Source organism: Arthrobacter sp. CAN_A1 (assembly GCF_015751665.1).
Classification (GTDB): domain Bacteria; phylum Actinomycetota; class Actinomycetes; order Actinomycetales; family Micrococcaceae; genus Arthrobacter_D.
The window spans coordinates 27,765-43,682 of sequence record NZ_JADOUR010000007.1 but is presented as its reverse complement, the minus strand read 5'-3'; the positions used below and the strand labels follow the sequence as shown (position 1 = coordinate 43,682).

The 15,918-nt window shown below is 65.3% G+C and carries 16 protein-coding genes; 8 read left to right on the top strand and 8 right to left on the bottom strand.

The features are described 5' to 3' along the window. Positions 1-42 precede the first annotated feature (42 nt). Complete coding sequence (locus IWX62_RS09970; protein ID WP_196841255.1) at positions 43-501, top strand: DUF3817 domain-containing protein; 459 nt, start codon at positions 43-45, stop codon at positions 499-501. A 37-nt stretch (positions 502-538) separates the two neighbouring features. Beyond that, the gene (locus tag IWX62_RS09965; protein ID WP_196841254.1) at positions 539-937 is read left to right on the top strand and encodes a 2-polyprenylphenol hydroxylase; all 399 of its coding nucleotides are present in this window, start codon (positions 539-541) and stop codon (positions 935-937) included. Here IWX62_RS09965 and IWX62_RS09960 read toward each other — a convergent pair. From IWX62_RS09960 to IWX62_RS09950, 3 genes are read right to left on the bottom strand one after another with little or no spacing between them, the layout of a single operon-like run. Then, entirely contained in the window at positions 934-1,575 is a 642-nt protein-coding gene (locus tag IWX62_RS09960) for an MBL fold metallo-hydrolase (protein WP_196841253.1), read from the bottom strand. The two genes, IWX62_RS09965 and IWX62_RS09960, sit on opposite strands and share 4 nt — an antisense overlap. Next, a complete protein-coding gene (locus tag IWX62_RS09955; protein WP_196841252.1) occupies positions 1,566-4,388 on the bottom strand; it encodes an FAD-binding and (Fe-S)-binding domain-containing protein in 2,823 nt (940 codons plus the stop codon). Before IWX62_RS09955 ends, IWX62_RS09960 begins: the two co-directional genes overlap by 10 nt. 20 nt (positions 4,389-4,408) lie before the next feature. Then, positions 4,409-5,560 (bottom strand): glycerol dehydrogenase, encoded by a 1,152-nt coding sequence (locus IWX62_RS09950; protein ID WP_196841251.1) that lies wholly within the window; start codon positions 5,558-5,560, stop codon positions 4,409-4,411. Positions 5,561-5,725: 165 nt separating this feature from the next. Here IWX62_RS09950 and IWX62_RS09945 point away from each other — a divergent pair, with 165 nt between their 5' ends. The 3 genes from IWX62_RS09945 to IWX62_RS09935 all read left to right on the top strand — a co-directional run bounded on the left by IWX62_RS09945 (position 5,726) and on the right by IWX62_RS09935 (position 7,345). Next, complete coding sequence (locus IWX62_RS09945) at positions 5,726-6,046, top strand: putative quinol monooxygenase (RefSeq protein WP_196841250.1); 321 nt, start codon at positions 5,726-5,728, stop codon at positions 6,044-6,046. Positions 6,047-6,131: 85 nt separating this feature from the next. Next, on the top strand, positions 6,132-6,926 hold the full coding sequence (locus IWX62_RS09940) for an IclR family transcriptional regulator (RefSeq protein WP_196841249.1): 795 nt from the start codon (positions 6,132-6,134) through the stop codon (positions 6,924-6,926). A 20-nt stretch (positions 6,927-6,946) separates the two neighbouring features. Further along, the gene (locus IWX62_RS09935; protein ID WP_196841248.1) at positions 6,947-7,345 is read left to right on the top strand and encodes a hypothetical protein; all 399 of its coding nucleotides are present in this window, start codon (positions 6,947-6,949) and stop codon (positions 7,343-7,345) included. A 14-nt stretch (positions 7,346-7,359) separates the two neighbouring features. On the opposite strand, the gene IWX62_RS09930 is transcribed toward IWX62_RS09935, so the two are convergent. From IWX62_RS09930 to IWX62_RS09910, 5 genes are all read right to left on the bottom strand, one after another. Then, positions 7,360-7,608, bottom strand: coding sequence for a hypothetical protein (locus IWX62_RS09930; protein ID WP_196841247.1), 249 nt, complete (start codon positions 7,606-7,608; stop codon positions 7,360-7,362). Then, on the bottom strand, positions 7,578-7,994 hold the full coding sequence (locus IWX62_RS09925) for a hypothetical protein (protein WP_196841246.1): 417 nt from the start codon (positions 7,992-7,994) through the stop codon (positions 7,578-7,580). Before IWX62_RS09925 ends, IWX62_RS09930 begins: the two co-directional genes overlap by 31 nt. Before the next feature lie 97 nt (positions 7,995-8,091). After that, on the bottom strand, positions 8,092-9,675 hold the full coding sequence (locus IWX62_RS09920) for a GMC family oxidoreductase (protein ID WP_196841245.1): 1,584 nt from the start codon (positions 9,673-9,675) through the stop codon (positions 8,092-8,094). Beyond that, positions 9,672-10,274, bottom strand: a complete 603-nt coding sequence (locus IWX62_RS09915) for a hypothetical protein (protein ID WP_196841244.1) — start codon at positions 10,272-10,274, stop codon at positions 9,672-9,674. Before IWX62_RS09915 ends, IWX62_RS09920 begins: the two co-directional genes overlap by 4 nt. A gap of 2 nt (positions 10,275-10,276) precedes the next feature. Next, a complete protein-coding gene (locus tag IWX62_RS09910; RefSeq protein WP_196841243.1) occupies positions 10,277-11,317 on the bottom strand; it encodes an NAD(P)-dependent alcohol dehydrogenase in 1,041 nt (346 codons plus the stop codon). A 424-nt stretch (positions 11,318-11,741) separates the two neighbouring features. Between IWX62_RS09910 and IWX62_RS09905 the strand changes: the two genes are divergently transcribed. From IWX62_RS09905 to IWX62_RS09895, 3 genes are all read left to right on the top strand, one after another. After that, positions 11,742-14,573: an aconitate hydratase gene (locus tag IWX62_RS09905; RefSeq protein WP_333483343.1), complete on the top strand. Its 2,832-nt coding sequence runs from the start codon at positions 11,742-11,744 to the stop codon at positions 14,571-14,573. A gap of 42 nt (positions 14,574-14,615) precedes the next feature. Further along, positions 14,616-15,014, top strand: a complete 399-nt coding sequence (locus tag IWX62_RS09900; RefSeq protein ID WP_196841242.1) for a universal stress protein — start codon at positions 14,616-14,618, stop codon at positions 15,012-15,014. Between the two features lie 202 nt (positions 15,015-15,216). Continuing rightward, positions 15,217-15,885 (top strand): GntR family transcriptional regulator, encoded by a 669-nt coding sequence (locus IWX62_RS09895; RefSeq protein WP_196841241.1) that lies wholly within the window; start codon positions 15,217-15,219, stop codon positions 15,883-15,885. The last annotated feature ends 33 nt before the right edge of the window (positions 15,886-15,918 follow it).

The following is a 15,918-nucleotide window of genomic DNA, read 5'->3' as shown; positions in this document are numbered from 1 at the left end:
CCCTGCGGTAATTTGGAAGGACCGACCCTTTTGGAGAGACGCATGAGCCCCCGCATCCTATTCCGCACCGTCGCTGTCGCCGAGGCCCTGACCTGGACCTTCCTGCTCCTGGCCATGTTCCTGAAGTACGTGACCCAAACAACCGAGGCGCTCATTTCGCCTGCCGGCGGAATCCACGGGTTCGTTTTCCTGGTGTTTGTCGTGGTCACGGTCTTCGTCTGGGTGAACCAACGTTGGTCCTTCACCACCGGTCTGCTGGGCCTGCTCTCCGCTGTCGTTCCGCTCGCATCGGTCGTTTTTGACCAGGTGATGGAACGCCGGGGGAAGCTCGCCGGCGGGTGGCGGCTCGCTCCCGGCGCTGACAGCCCGCGCGGCCCGGCCGAGCAGGTACAGGCCTGGGTACTGCGCAAGCCCCTGCTCGCCGCCGTGGTGTCGATCGCGGCCATCGCCGTGGTTTTCGCGGCCTTGCTCGTCATTGGCCCGCCGGTTCCCAGCAGCTAGTAGGTTGGTACCACACCACTTACCCCGATAGGCGGGCATGACCACCACACCCCAGACGCCCGACGATGACCGGTTCTTCCTGCACGAAGGCAGGAAATGGCGCCGCGCCGATCCCACCCTGCCCGACGACGTCGCCAAGCAGTTGCTGTCCCAGCTGGGCCGCGCCCGTTCAGCAGTGAACAAGTACCGCAAGGCCAAGCAGGAACCCAAGGTGAAGGACGCGCGTCGCCGGGTGCAGATCGCCAAGGAAGGCCTCGGCGAACGGGGCACGCCCTGGTGGGAACAGTCACCCGCCGAGCGGCAGAAACGCTGGGAGAAGGCCATCAAGGCCCTCGATGACCTGAGGACCTCCGACGAACCGGCAACGGACGCGGCCCCTAAAGACGCTGCTGCTAAAGATTCCGGTCGCGAAGACTCCGCCCCTAAAGACTCCTAGCGGATCCCGGTTTTCGCCGGCGCGTTGTGCCCGGCGCAGATCCACTGCACCCCATCGTCGGCGATCCTGGCCTGCAGCAGTTCCTCGGTCTGCCGCGCCTGTCCCGGGTCGCTGATGGTCAGCCGGTAAAACTGCTTGAGCTCACCGCTTCTGGAGACGGCCACCGCATCCCCGGAAAAGAGCACCTCACCGAACTGGAACGCGAAGTGGCCGGGCGTGTGGCCCGGCGTCGGGAAGGCTGTGAGCCCCTCGGCGATGGTCTGTTCACCGGTGAGCTCCACCACTCCCGCCGGATATGCGGTGGGGAAGACGCGGGCCAGGAAACGCCGGAAGCGGGTGGGCGGGGGAACGTCCCCGCGCAGGATGGCGGCGTCGGAGGCGCCGAGCCAGACCGGGACCCCGAGCGTCTGCTGCAGCTGCTTCGCCACCCGTGTGTGGTCGGCGTCGTAGTGGGTCAGGAGGATGTGGGTGACCGGTCCAATCACCGGCTCCGCGTCGCGCAGTTCGGTGAGCAGGGCAGCGTAGCCGCCCGGCATGCCGGGGTCGATCACCGCGGTGACTCCTGGGGCGCTGACCAGATACCCGTTCGACCCCTTCGACTTGTCGAGCTGGTAGCAGTGTTCGGCGATCAGTCGCATGGGGGGATCCTCGTACTTTCCTCTAGAAGCTCAAGGATATGGCGATAATCCTCCCCGGTGGCCCGGGTCATCCCCAGCTCGCAAGTGCGGTTGCAGGAGGCATGGGCCGAGGCGCCAAAGGCTGCGATGTCGGCGGCCTGCCGCTGGGTGGCTGACGCGGTGAGCTCGGGGTGAAGCATCCCGCGGTCACCGGCGAACGCGCAGCAGCCCCAGTTCTCGGGGATCAGCACCTCCGCCGAGACGACGGCGGCCACTGCCTCCAGCGCTGGGTTCAGCCCCAGCCGGGTCGAGGAACACGTGGGATGCAGCGCCAGCGAGCCGAGCGGTTCGACGGCGCCCAGCACGGGCAGCACCCGGTCGGCCACAAACTGGACGGCGTCCAGCACTACCAGGGGCCGATGGCCGGCCGCCTCCAGCTCACGGGATGCCTCGTCGAGCGCACCGATCAGCCCCTCCGTGCAGGAGGAGGCGTCGCAGACGATCGGCAGTTCGCCGTCACGGGTGGCCTCCCGCAGCGCCGCAACGGTCTTCGCCCGCATTGCCATCTCGCCGGCGGCCATACCCTTCGACGCCCACGGCGTCCCACAGCACAGCCCGTCAATCCCGGCAGGGAGCAGCAGGGATATCCCTGCCCGCTCGCACAGCAACGCAAAACTGTCCTGCACCCCCGAACCCTCCCCCGCGGGGCCAAACAGCGTCCCCACACAGGCCGGGAAGTACACGGCGTCGGGTGCGGTGGCGGGGGCTGGCCGCGCCCGCGGGGCTCCGCCAGCTGGCAGTTCGGCTGAATACAGGGGCACCCTGTCGTGCCCCAGCACGGTCCGCGCCAGCCGATTCGCCGGGACGACGACGGCGTCAGGGACTTTCGCGGCGCCGTCGAGCACCAGCCCTGCCCCGCGGGTGACCAGGTTCCACCGGTGTGCGGCACCCGACCACGCGAGGTTCTCCGCCCGCCCGGCGTCGTCGCGGCGCAGCCGTTTGACCAGGGATCCCGTGTTGATCTCCACGGGGCACGCGGTCTGGCACATGCCGTCCACGGCGCAGGTCTGGACCGATTCGTAGTCGTAGTCCTTCGCGAGCTGCGCCGCCAACCCGGTGTCGCCGTCGAGCCGTGCCTGTTCAATGGCGCGCAGGGTCACGATGCGCTGGCGCGGGGTGAGGGTGATGTCCTTGCTGGGGCAGACCGGTTCGCAGAACCCGCAGGAGACGCAGCGGTCCACCTCGGGGGCCACCTCCGGGGTGGTCTTGATGTGGCGGAGGTGGGCCTGCGGGTCGTCGTCGAGGATGATGCCCGGGTTGAGCATGCCGGCCGGATCGAACAGCACCTTGAGCTCCCGCATGATCGAATACAGCTCATCACCGTACTGCCGCCGGACGTAGGGCGACATCATGCGGCCGGTGCCGTGCTCGGCCTTCAGTGACCCGTTCTCGCCCAACACCAGATCCACCATGTCCTCGGTGAACGCCCGGTACCGCTCCAGCTCGTCGGGGGCAGCGAACCGGTCGGTCAGCATGAAGTGGATGTTGCCGTCCTTGGCGTGCCCAAAAATGACGCTGTTGCTGTACCGGTGTTCGCCGAACAACCGGGTCAGTGCGGTGCAGGTGCGGGCCAACGCAGGGACGGGCACCACCACATCCTCCAGCAGGGCAGTGGTGCCCGGCGGCCTGGCCCCGGACACCGACGCATAAAGGCCCTTGCGTAACTGCCACAGGCTGGCCCGGGTCGCGGGGTCGGTGCTGAACTGGGCCGGTTCGCTGAGACCAAGCCCGCCCAGCAGGTATTGGCGGGCGCCCTGCCGTTCGTCGAGTTCCGCCGCCGACGACGCCGAATACTCCACCAGCAGCGCAGCCTGGTCCTGGACCGTCAGGGCGCGGACGACGTCGGGCGCCCCCGTCAGGGCCTGGCCCACCTTCAGGGAGACGGCGTCCATCAGTTCAGCGGTCGCCGCCCCGGAGTCGACCAGCGCAGGCAGGGCTGCCGCAGCGGTTTCCAGGTCCGGGAACACCAGCAGGCCGGTCGCGGCGAAGGCGGGGCGGGGAATGGTGCGGAACACCGCCTCGGCAATGAAGCCCAGGGTTCCCTCGCTGCCCACGATCAGGTGGGCCAGCATGGCGGCGGGCGTGTCGAAGTCCAGCAGCGCGTTCAGGCCATACCCCATCGTGTTCTTCATCGAGAACTGGTGCTGCACCGTCCTGACGGAGGCGGGGTTGTCCCGCAGGCGCCGGGACAGTCGCAGCAACCCGTCATGGAGATCGGGTTCGAGGGCCCGCAGGTGCGCGTCGGCATCCGCGGCGCCGGTGTCGACGACGGTGCCGCTGGGCAGCACCACTGTCACCGACTCAAGCGTCCGGTAGGCGTTGTCCGTGGTGCCACAGTTCATCCCCGACGAGTTGTTGGCCACCACCCCGCCGATGGTGCACGCCGCTTCGCTGGCCGGGTCGGGGCCGAACTTCCTTCCGTACCGGGCCAGCCGGGCGTTGAGCGCCCTGACCGTGACCCCAGGCTGGACGCGCACTCGCGAACCGCCGTCGAGCACCTCGATGTCCCTGAAATTCCTGCGCACGTCCACCAGCACACTGTCCGAGATGGCCTGCCCGCTGAGGCTGGTGCCACCCGCTCGGAGGGTTAGCGGGATGCCTTGCGCGGCGCTCGCCTGGAGGAGGCGCCCCACCTCCGCTGCGGTCGACGGAACCACCACTGCCTGCGGGATGAGCAGGAAATGCGACGCATCATGGGCGTTGGCGTGCAGGTCGATGGCGCGCGTCAACACCCGCGACGGGTCAGCGACTGCCGAGCGCAGGGCCTCAATCACCTGCGCCGGCGGCCGGACGGTCAGTGCTTCGCCTTGTACTGCACGGGTTCGGGCAGGCCCGCCCGGGTACGGATGCCGGCGGACAGCCGCTCGATCGATTTCAGGGCGCTGGCGAGGTCATCCACGCCCACGGGGAAGGGCATGTTGTGGATGGTTTCGCCGGGTACCGTGGCGGCTTCGGCCACGCGCCGCAGGTCCTCGTCGTCGTCGGGAGACAGGCCCACCTCGGTCAGCGTATTCGGCAGGCCCACCCGAGTGGTGAATTCGACGAAGTCCCTGATGTCGGCGCTGGGCGCACCCTCGAGGACCAGTTGGGTGAGGGAGCCGATGTTGACCTTCTGGCCGTGCGCCAGACCGTGGGTCTGGGCGGCGGCGGTCAGGCCGTTGTGGATGGCGTGGGCGGCTGCCAGGCCGCCGGACTCGAACCCCAGCCCGGACAGCAGCGTGTTGGCTTCCACCACTTTTTCGAGGGCGGGGGTGACCACGTTGTCGCGGACGGCGTCGAGCGCTGGGAGGGCGTTCTCCCAGAGCACATCCCACGAGAGCCGGGCTAGTGCAGTACCGGTCAGGGTGGGCAGACCGCCGGCCATGGTGGTGGTGAAGGCCAGGCTCGTGGCCCGGGCCTCAAGCCAGGTGGCCAGGGCGTCGCCCACTCCGGCGGCGAGGAACGACGCCGGCGCGTTGGCGACCAGCTGGGTGTCCACCAACACCAGGTCGGGGTTGCGGGGGAAGAAACGGTACTCCTCGAACACGCCGTCGTCCGTGTAAATCACTGACAGTGCGGAGGTCGGTGCGTCGGTGGAGGCGACGGTCGGTACGGTGACCCAGCGGATCCCCGAGGCGAACCCGGAGGCCTTGACCGCGTCGATGGTGCTGCCGCCGCCCACCGCCACGATCACGTCTGCCTGGTGTTCGGCGATGAGACCGGTCAGCCGGTTGACCTCGTTGGCGCTGGGCACCCCACCGAACCCCACCCGGGTGGTCGGCAGGCCGGCGGCGGTGAGGGAGGCTTCGACGTCATGCGCTACGAACCCCCAGACCAGATCGTCGGCCACGATCAGCGGCTTGCTGCCGAGCGGGGTGAGGAATTCGCCCACCCGGTGGATGGCGCCCTTCCCCTGGACGTACCGGGCAGGGCTGATCATGGTGCGGACGCTGATGGGATTGCTCATCTCGATCTCCTTTGATTGAGGCTGTTCCACTGTCAGCGTAGGCGAGCTCCACGGGGATGACGCCGGTCATTCTCACAAGGCGAGAACCGAAGTTGGAGGCTGCGGTGATTCTTGGCAGACTGCTGGAAACACCGCTTCACTTCCACACCCCAAGGCAGGCGCCCCATGATCTTCATCGTCGTAAAGTTCAACGTCAAACCCGACTGGACGGACCGTTGGCTCGACCTCACCCGCTCCTTCACCGAGTCCACCCGGCAGGAGCCAGGGAACCTGTGGTTTGACTGGTCACGCAGCGTGGATAACCCCAACGAGTTCGTCCTGGTCGAGGCGTTCCAGGACGACGCCGCCGGCGATCACGTGAACAGCGGGCACTTCCAGCAGGCCATGAAGGACATGCCGCAGGCGCTGGTGGAGACACCGCAGATCATCAGCGAGAAGATTTCCTCGGACGGGTGGGGTCGCATGGGTGAGCTGACCGTCGAGTAGCCGGTAGCCGGCTAGTGCGGGGATGGTTGGCGCCGGTCTGACGGGGTTGTTTGGCGTTGGCTTGACGACCGGCGAAGATGGGGTCATGGGACGCAATGATGCCCTTACCGGCATGGCTTCGGTGCAAAAGGCTTTTGCGCTGCTCGACGCCGTCGCGGCCGATGAGCGCGGGCTGTCGGCCAAGGAGATCGCCGCCGCCCTGAACATGCCGTTGCCCAGCGTTTACCGGCTCCTGAAAACCCTCGTTGAGTCTCGGCATCTGGTGCATCTCAAGGAGGAGAGCCGGTACGCACTCGGCTACAAGCTGCACGCCCTGGACGCGTCGCTGCACCGCCAGGTGGGGACACCGTCAGCGGTGGCCCGGTTGATGCTGGAACTTCATTCGCGGGGTGACGCCGCCGCCTACTATGCCGTGCACCGCGGCGACCATATTGTAGTGGCGCACGTGGTGGACTCGCCAGCCCGACGGCGCATCACCCCGATGGGCTTCGGGTTCAACGACGCAGCGCATGCGACGGCGTTCGGCAAGATCCTGCTGGCCGGCATGGACCCGGTGCAGCGCCGGGTCTTTCTGGCCAGGCACGGGCTGCCCGCCATTACCGACAACACCATCAGCACCCTGGAGGACCTGGAGCTGGAACTGGACCGGGTCAGAGAAGGTGGGATCGCCGTCGAGCGGGAGGAGTTCATGATCGGATCCTCCTGTCTGGGGGCTCCGGTGCGGAACGCCGCCGGTCAGATCGTGGGATCCGTTGCCGTCTCGCTCAACGCCGCGGACTTTGACCAGCGGTCAGCGAAGATCGCGGTGCTGCTGCGGGACACTGCGGACAAGGTGGGCCGCGCGCTACGGGCCACGTCGGTGTTGCCGCAGCGTCAGTAAATACTCGATAGCATCAAACTATGGAGAACCAGTCTCAGTTGTGGGGTGTCATTACTGAGGTCCTCACCTGGGTGGGATTGGTGCCGGGGATCCTGCTGATCCTGGCGGCCTGGATTATCCGCACCTCACAACTCGGCTGGACCGCCACGCACGCAGTTGTTTTCGTGACCGGTGAAGGGATCGGCTACCGCTGGCACGATCAGGATTACGAGATCAGGGAAGCCCTGTTCACCTTCAGGGAGGGCAAGGATCTGGTGCCGGGGACCGAGTTCACCATTTATTACAACCGGCGCGATCCAAGCCTGTACGCGCTGACCGAACCGGTGCCGCCGGCGCACGCGTACAGGATCCTGGGCTGGATCCTGACCGGCATCGGAGTGGCTTCTGCGGTGGCAGGGTTTGTACTGATCTTCGTGTGATTCTCTCGCGCGGCCTAGGACTTGATGCGGGAGGCAACGGTGGCGCGGACCGACTCGGCTTCGGCCAACACCCGGGCGCTGGGCAGTGAAGCAACAATAATGGTCTCGCCGCGTGAGGGCAGCGTCACGAAGTAATTGCCAGATATGACGTCGCGGGTAATGAGTTTAGAACCGATGACGTTCAGTTTCTCGGGACTGGCGGACGGCTTTGATCGTTTCAGCCGACCGGCGCTCAGGATATTGAAGAATTCCTTCTCAGCCATTTCAACCCCTTTCTCCTGGTTCCAGTATCCGCTGCTGTCGACTCGGTGTACACACCCTGCGCCGGGTTGTCCGGTTTCAGGGCCTCCCGGTCGATCAGGGTGTCCTGAACCGTTTTGGCTACGAGATCGACAAGGACTTCGTCCTCGTCCCCGCAGAGATCACTGATCGCCAGGTGGTTCAGGACCGCCAAGCCGACCCGTTGCGTTCCTGGGTCGGCGTCCATTGCCTCGTCGATCGCCCACTGGGTGCGTTTCCACCATAGGTCTCTCCTGTCTGCTGTCCGCCGTTGCGCTAACGCGACCCACGCAACTGTGCCCGCGATGACTGCCGCCACGACGGTGGCTAGCGGCGCACCAGCAGCAACTATCAGCAGCCAGTCCGGCACTACTGAGGAGATCGTCGCGCCTCGGAACACTGTTCCTCCAGACTATGCCGCGGACTGGAAGCCGACCCGTTGCGTTCCCGGGTCGGCGTCTACCGGGCTACAGGGCCGAGGTCGCCAACTGTTCCGCGATGTAGTCCGCCTGACGGATCGCCAGCGCCACGATGGTGAGCGTCGGATTGGCTGCCGCACCCGTGGTGAACTGCGACCCGTCCGACACGAAAAGGTTCTTCACGTCGTGGGTCTGCCCCCACTGGTTGACGACGCCGTCTTCCGGGCGCTCGCTCATCCGTGCGGTTCCCATGTTGTGGGTCGCGGGATACGGCGGGGTGTGGTGCGAGGACAGCGCCCCTACCGCTTCGTAGAGCAGGGACGCCTGCTGGTAGCCGTGGTTGCGCATCGCCGTGTCGTTGGCGTGGTCGTCGAAGTGCACGTTCGGCACGGGCAGGCCGAGCCGGTCTTTCACGCTGGTGTTCAGGGTGACCCGGTTGGTTTCCTGTGGCATGTCCTCGCCGACAATCCACAAACCTGCCGTGTTTTCGTAGTCGTCGAGCAGCGAGGCGAAGTTCGGACCCCAGGCTCCGGGGTCCGCGAAGCTGGCCAGGAAGGCCGGTCCCAACGCGATGGTTTCCAGGTAGTAGCCGCCCGAGAAGCCGCGGTCGACGTCGTGCCGGGACTCGTCGGCCACTAAGCCAGCCATCGTCTCCCCGCGGTACATATGGACCGGTTTGTCGAACTTGGCGTAGACCGAACCGGTGGTGTGGCGCATATAGTTCCGGCCCAGTTGGCCGGACGAGTTGGCCAGCCCGTCCGGGAACAGGGGAGATCCGGAGAGCAGCAGCAGACGCGGCGTCTCAATCGAATTCCCGGCCACCGCGACGAGGCGGGCCTTCTGGCGTTGGAGGTTCCCGGCGTCGTCGATGTACATGACGCTGTCCACGGTCCCCTCGGGGGTGTGGGTGATCTGCACGGCGTGACAGTTGGGCCGCAGATCCAGTTTCCCGGTGCCCAGCGCCTTGGGGATTTCGGAAACAAGGGTGGACCACTTGGATTTGTTCTTGTCGCCCTGGAAGTTGAAGCCGTCCTGGATGGAGGCGGGACGGCCGTCGTAGGGTTCGGCGTTGGTGCCGTAGGGGCCGGTGGCGTAGTGCCGGTACCCGATCCGTTCAGCGCCCGCGGCGAGCACCTTGTAGTTGTTGTTGGCGGGCATCGGCGGGCGCCCGTGACGGTGGGTGCTGCCGATCTTCTGCTCGGCCTTGTCGTAGTACGGTGCCAGATCGTCGAGGGTGATGGGCCAATCCAGGAGGTTGGCGCCGTCGATCCGGCCGTAGGTGCTGCGGGTCTTGAACTCGTGGGCCTTGAACCGTGGGGTGGCACCGGACCAGTGGGTGGTGGTGCCGCCCACCGCTTTCACCAGCCAGGCGGGCAGGTTGGGGAAGTCGCGCGCAATCCGCCAGGTGCCCGACGTCGTCCGCGGGTCCAGCCAGGCCATCTGGTTGAACGATTCCCACTCGTTGTTGATGTATTCGTCGTGCTGGATGTGGCCGCCCGCTTCGAGGACCACTACCTTGATGCCCTTGGTGGTGAGTTCGTGGGCGAGGGTTCCGCCGCCCGCGCCGGAGCCGATGATGACGACCACCGAGTCGTCGTCCAGGCCAAAGTGTGCTGATGTTTCGTTGCTCATATGGTTCGTGCTCCTCCAACTTTGTCCTGGCCCTTGAAGAGGTCATCGACCGGCTCCTCGGGGGTGCTGTCTGCTGAGTCCCTGACCCGCTGCGGTGCGTGCTGCGCAATCTCGTAGCCGAGCGGGCCGATTTCGGTGAGCGGTTCGTCGGCTTCCTCGACCCGGGGGTTGGGCAGCCAGTCCAGGTCATCGAATCCGCGGTGGAGGTAGCCGCCCTTGGAAAAGGACTCCCCTTCGTAGCCGAAGACTTCCCACACCTCGGGGTCGTCATAGAAGTTCAGGACCGTGGTCCGCCGGATGAAGCCGAAGAAGTCCAGGTCAGCGATGCGCTGCAGCACGGCGAGGGCTCGGTCATCGGAGAGGTCAAGGAAATTCTCACCGCCCTGCTGGTTCAGGGTCAGCAGGCCCTGGGTGAGGGCCACCCGGAACCAGGTGGATTCGTTGGACTCGGTGATGATCTTGTCAGCCATGCGCTCATACGGTCCGTCAGGGATCTTTGGATGCGGGAACGCCACCCTGATGATCCGGACCAGGATGGCCCGGGCCTCCTCAGTGAGTTGAAGCTCGTTGAGCGTCGAGTATTTCGCGGGATACGCCATTGTTATCTCCCTTGGGTGGTGAGGTTGGGAACGAGAATGCCACGGCCGACCAGCTTGCCGCTGTCCAGGTCATGCATGGCCTGGACAGCGTCTTCGAGGTCGTACGTCTGGGTGTGCAGGGTGACTTTGCCCTGGGCGGTGAGGGTCATGAGTTCCACGAGGTCGAGGTACGTGCCCACGAGGTTTCCCACAATGTTGATTTCCCGGGAGATGATCTCGATGGTGTCGATGTTCACCGCTCCGCCGTAGCCGATCGTGTAGTAGCTGCCCCGGTTCCGGAGCGCGTTGAGGCCTAGCTCTTCGGTGCCGTGTTCGCCGACGAAGTCGAAGACCACGTGCGCCCCGCCCTCGGTGATCTCGAGGAGCTTCCCGCCGTCACCGGCCTGCGACAGCGTGTGGTCAGCGCCGAGCGTCCGGGCCAGTTCAAGCGCCTCCTCGGAGGTGTCGACGACGGTGATCTGCGCCGAGGTCAGCGCCTTCAGGGACTGGATGCCGATGTGGCCCAGCCCGCCGCTTCCGATGACGACGGCGTGGGTGCCGGGGTGGAGCAGCGGTGCGGCCTTGCGGACCGCGTGGTAGGCGGTGAGGCCGGCGTCGGCGAGGGCGGCGATGTCGGCCGGCTTCAGCGCCGGATCCAGTTTCACCACCGAGCGGGCGTTGGTCTTCATCACCTCGGCCATCCCGCCGTCGACGTTCAGCCCGGGGAAGGTTGAGTTTCCGCAGTGGGAGTCCTGTCCTTCACGGCAGGCCAGGCAGAGGCCGCAGGTGACGATCGGGTGCATGATCACTGTGTCACCGGGCTGGACGTTGGTGACGGCAGAGCCCACCTCGCGGACCCAGCCAGCGTTCTCGTGTCCAAGGATGTAGGGGAGTTGGGGGTGCTGGATCGCGTCCCACTGTCCCTCGATGACGTGCAGGTCGGTGCGGCACAGGCCTGCCGCGCCGATATCGACGATGACGTCCCACGGGCCAGTCGCCGTGGGCTCCGGCACCTCGTCGATCAGCGGGTCTTCCTGGTAGCGGTGTACGCGAACGGCTCTCATGGTCCTCCTCAGCGATGACGTACGCGGGCAGGTTCCGACGGACTTCCGGCGCTCTCCCAGCGGTGAACGAGTGCTGATGCAAGTGTGCCCGGGGTCACACTCGTTGGGAAGGGAGTTTCTCGCCGGGTGAGAATCCCGTCCCGCACCCCGCCCCGCCGAGGGGGCATTCCGGTGTGGCGGGTCGGCGCGGCCGTCCAGACTCGTCAGGCTGGCGGTGAAGAAAAGTGGCTGCCCTGCGGTGGGGGCCCTATCCCCGCCGCGAAAAGTGGCGGACCCGCAGGGGAGTGGTGGCGCAACCGCTAACCTGCGCCTCCGCCACTTTTCTGGCGAGCAGGCAGAGTGTGTACCACTGTATACAGCCAATTTGCGTTTCAGGATATGATGGATTTAAAGGCCTAACCGATCCTCGAAGGGATAACTGCAAATGACTGCTGTCGACACATTCGGCTCCAAAGGTGTACTCGAGGTGGCGGGGGCTGAATATCAGATCTTCCGCCTCGACGCTGTAGAGGGATCAGAGAAGCTTCCCTACAGTTTGAAGGTGCTCCTCGAGAACCTCCTCCGCACCGAGGACGGCGCCAACATCACGGCCGACCACGTGCGCGCGCTGGCTAGTTGGGACCCTGAAGCAGAGCCCGACACCGAAATCCAGTTCACCCCTGCACGCGTCATCATGCAGGATTTCACCGGCGTGCCCTGCGTCGTCGACCTCGCCACCATGCGTGAAGCAGTCGTAGAGCTCGGCGGGGACCCCAAGCGGGTCAATCCGCTGGCTCCGGCTGAACTGGTCATCGACCACTCAGTACAGATCGACTTCGCTGGCAACGCCGGCGCCCTCGAACGCAACATCGAGATCGAATATCAGCGCAACGGCGAGCGGTACCAGTTCCTCCGCTGGGGACAGACCGCCTTTGATGACTTCCTGGTGGTTCCTCCCGGCATGGGCATCGTGCACCAGGTCAACCTTGAGTACCTGGCCCGCACAGTGATGACCCGCGAGGTCACCACCGGCGGCACCACCGCCCTGCAGGCCTACCCCGACACCTGCGTCGGCACCGACTCCCACACCACCATGGTCAACGGGCTCGGCGTCCTTGGCTGGGGTGTTGGCGGCATCGAGGCCGAGGCAGCCATGCTCGGCCAGCCCGTCTCCATGCTCATCCCGCGCGTCGTGGGCTTCAAGCTCACCGGCGAGATTCCCGCCGGAGCAACAGCCACCGACGTCGTTCTCACCATCACGGAGAAGCTCCGTAAGCACGGCGTCGTCGGCAAGTTCGTTGAGTTCTACGGAGAAGGCGTCAGCGCTGTGCCGTTGGCCAACCGCGCGACCATCGGCAATATGAGCCCCGAGTTCGGCTCAACGGCCGCCATGTTCCCGATCGACGACGTCACCATGGATTACCTCCGTCTCACCGGTCGCCCGGAAGAGAATTTGGCGTTGGTTGAGGCCTACGCCAAAGCCCAGGGCATGTGGCATGACCCGAGCAAGGAGATCCTGTTCTCCGAGTACCTGGAACTCGATCTGTCGACTGTCGTGTCCTCGATTGCCGGTCCGAAGCGTCCACAGGACCGCGTCGAGCTCACCAACGCCAAGCCCCAGTTCCGCAAGGACCTGGAAAACTATGTGCACCGCTCCGTCGAGGAGGAGGGCGCGACGGTCGACGAGGCACTCGAAGAGTCCTTCCCGGCGTCAGACCCACCCTCCTCAAACGGGACCGCCACCAAAATCGACGATCACCCGCACGAGACGGTCACCGAGACCGAGGCGAACCGCGACTCAAGCCCCATCGAGGTGACAACCGCCGATGGCCGTAGCTTCACCCTTGATCATGGAGCGGTCACCATCGCCTCCATCACCTCCTGCACCAACACGTCCAACCCCTCGGTGATGATGGCAGCTGCCGTGCTGGCACGCAACGCCGTCGAGAAGGGCCTCATGTCGAAGGCCTGGGTCAAGACCTCGGTTGCTCCCGGCTCGAAGGTGGTCACCGACTACTACGAGAAGTCAGGCCTGATCCCGTACCTGGAGAAGCTCGGCTTCTTTGTAGTCGGTTACGGCTGCGCCACTTGCATCGGTAACTCGGGTCCCCTTGATGAGGAGATCACCCGGGCCATTCACGACGCCGATCTGGCCGTCACCGCTGTCCTCTCCGGCAACCGTAACTTCGAGGGTCGCATCAACCCTGACGTGAAGATGAACTACCTGGCGTCACCGCCACTGGTGGTCGCCTACGCCCTGGCCGGCACCATGGACTTCGACTTCGACGCCGATCCACTCGGCCAGGACGACGACGGCAACGACGTCTTCCTGCGCGACATCTGGCCGAACCCGGTCGAGGTGCAGCAGATCATTGACGAGTCCATCGACAAGGAAATGTTCCAGGCCAGCTATGGCACCATTTTCGACGGCGACGAGCGCTGGCAGTCCCTGCCCACCCCGGCAGGCGATACCTTTGAATGGGATCCCGAATCCACCTACGTCCGGAAGCCCCCGTACTTCGAGGGAATGAAGGCCGAGCCGGAGCCCGTCACCGACATTGAAGGTGCACGCGTCTTGCTGAAGCTGGGGGATTCGGTCACCACCGACCACATCTCACCCGCCGGTTCCTTCAAGTCCGACACCCCCGCAGGCCGGTACCTGCTGGAGCACGGTGTGGAACGCAAGGACTTCAACTCTTTCGGTTCACGCCGCGGAAACCACGAGGTGATGATCCGCGGCACGTTCGCGAACATCCGGATCCGCAACCAGCTCCTTGAGGACGTCGAGGGTGGCTTCACCCGCGACTTCAGCCAGGCCGACGCGCCCCAGGCTGCCGTCTACGATGCGGCAATGAACTACCAGGCCGCGGGAACCCCGCTGGTGATTCTGGCCGGTAAGGAATACGGCTCGGGTTCGTCCCGTGACTGGGCTGCCAAGGGCACTGCACTGCTGGGTGTCCGCGCCGTCATCACCGAGAGCTACGAGCGGATCCACCGCTCCAACCTCATTGGTATGGGCGTGCTGCCCCTGCAGTTCCCCCAGGGCCAGAATGCCGAGTCGCTGGGCCTCACCGGCACCGAGACGTTCGCGGTGTCCGGCGTGACCGAACTGAACAACGGCACCTCCCCGAAGACCGTCACCGTCACCGCGACCCCCGAAGGCGGCGGCCAGCCTGTCACCTTCGACGCCGTGCTGCGGATCGACACCCCGGGCGAAGCCGAGTACTACCGTAACGGTGGCATCCTGCAGTACGTCCTGCGCCAGATCGCCGTCTAGCAGCACCGTCCAACCACCCCGACCTTCCCGAAAGGCCGTCCCATGAGTATTGTTCTAGCGCACGCCCACAACCCGTCAGCTGAAGCTGCCTTCGACTTCGCGCTGGCTGAAGCGGTGGCTCATCACTGCAAACTGGTGATCGTGAACTCGTCTCGTGGGGAGGCTCCCGGGGATCCGAAGCTGGCGTCGTCTGAACAACTGACTGCTCTCACGGACCGGGCTACGGATGCCGGGGTGGCGGTTGAGATTGAACAACCAATGCGCGGCAATGACGCGGATACCGAGGTGCTGGAAGCAGCAGAACGACATTCAGCGACCATGATCGTGATTGGTACCCGTCGCCGGTCGGCGATGGGCAAGTTCATCCTGGGCAGCACAGCACAACGGATCATCATGGATGCCGATGTTCCAGTGGTTGCTGTCAAGCCTGCCAAAGGCTAGCTCGGCCGCCCGTTGAAGTACGTGTATCCCCTTGTTTTGACGTGGGATACACGTACTTCTTCGACGACGTCGGTTGGGTAGCGGGAATGCTGTCTAGTCGTCGTGCGGGCAACCTGTCATAGCCTAAGCGGATCTAGAGTAGTAGGGTGCCTACTGTCCAGGCCCCATCAAGAGGAGCAGCAAGTGTCTGAACTGGCGATCCGTGTCTGATCTAGCTGATTCGACGGGGCGCGTAGATGGCGGAGTGATCTTCCGGGTGCTGCGTAGCGAGATTCTGGCAGGAGTTCACCCTCCCGGGACGCCGCTGCGTGAGGTGGGGCTGTCGGAGCGGTTCGGCGTGTCGCGCACACCCATCCGCGAGGCTCTCAGCCGGTTGCAGCACGAGCGCCTTCTCGAGCGAGCTGCCCGGGGGCTGCAAGTGCCTCAGATTGACCCGCAGGAGGTCATCCAGATTTATGACCTGCGGGTAATGCTGGAACAGGAGGCTGCGGGTCAAGCCGCCAAAAGTCGGACCGTCCCAGACATCATGCGGCTGGAGGCCCTGGTTGAACGGGACCGGGAACTTGGCTCTCCGGACGACCAGACCCGGATCCGCTGCAACGTCGAGTTTCATGCAGCCGTCAGTACCGCGGCGCACAATCGGGTGCTCCAGGACCTCCTTGATCGTCTCTCCACCCACCTCATCCACACGCCGCGGTCAACCCTCTCGGTCGGCAACCGGTGGGAGGACGCGCTGGACGAGCACGAAGCGCTGGTGCGGGCCATTGTCGAACAACGGCCCGACGACGCCCGGCAGATCGCCAAGCAGCACATGGAAACTGCCCGCTCTCTGCGGTTGGAGCTCTTGAAATCAGCTGCGAAGACCGAGTAACCGCCGCTCCCGCGCCCAAAAAAGTGGCGCACC

What these genes read in the sequence shown, in the direction of transcription:
- IWX62_RS09910 (WP_196841243.1), bottom strand. Translation starts at nt 11,317, where the DNA reads ATGAGAGCCGTTCGCGTACACCGCTACCAGGAAGACCCGCTGATCGAC.
- IWX62_RS09940 (WP_196841249.1), top strand. Translation starts at nt 6,132, where the DNA reads ATGGGACGCAATGATGCCCTTACCGGCATGGCTTCGGTGCAAAAGGCT.
- IWX62_RS09920 (WP_196841245.1), bottom strand. Translation starts at nt 9,675, where the DNA reads ATGAGCAACGAAACATCAGCACACTTTGGCCTGGACGACGACTCGGTG.
- IWX62_RS09900 (WP_196841242.1), top strand. Translation starts at nt 14,616, where the DNA reads ATGAGTATTGTTCTAGCGCACGCCCACAACCCGTCAGCTGAAGCTGCC.
- IWX62_RS09965 (WP_196841254.1), top strand. Translation starts at nt 539, where the DNA reads ATGACCACCACACCCCAGACGCCCGACGATGACCGGTTCTTCCTGCAC.
- IWX62_RS09905 (WP_333483343.1), top strand. Translation starts at nt 11,742, where the DNA reads ATGACTGCTGTCGACACATTCGGCTCCAAAGGTGTACTCGAGGTGGCG.
- IWX62_RS09950 (WP_196841251.1), bottom strand. Translation starts at nt 5,560, where the DNA reads ATGAGCAATCCCATCAGCGTCCGCACCATGATCAGCCCTGCCCGGTAC.
- IWX62_RS09970 (WP_196841255.1), top strand. Translation starts at nt 43, where the DNA reads ATGAGCCCCCGCATCCTATTCCGCACCGTCGCTGTCGCCGAGGCCCTG.
- IWX62_RS09930 (WP_196841247.1), bottom strand. Translation starts at nt 7,608, where the DNA reads ATGGCTGAGAAGGAATTCTTCAATATCCTGAGCGCCGGTCGGCTGAAA.
- IWX62_RS09960 (WP_196841253.1), bottom strand. Translation starts at nt 1,575, where the DNA reads ATGCGACTGATCGCCGAACACTGCTACCAGCTCGACAAGTCGAAGGGG.
- IWX62_RS09915 (WP_196841244.1), bottom strand. Translation starts at nt 10,274, where the DNA reads ATGGCGTATCCCGCGAAATACTCGACGCTCAACGAGCTTCAACTCACT.
- IWX62_RS09935 (WP_196841248.1), top strand. Translation starts at nt 6,947, where the DNA reads ATGGAGAACCAGTCTCAGTTGTGGGGTGTCATTACTGAGGTCCTCACC.
- IWX62_RS09945 (WP_196841250.1), top strand. Translation starts at nt 5,726, where the DNA reads ATGATCTTCATCGTCGTAAAGTTCAACGTCAAACCCGACTGGACGGAC.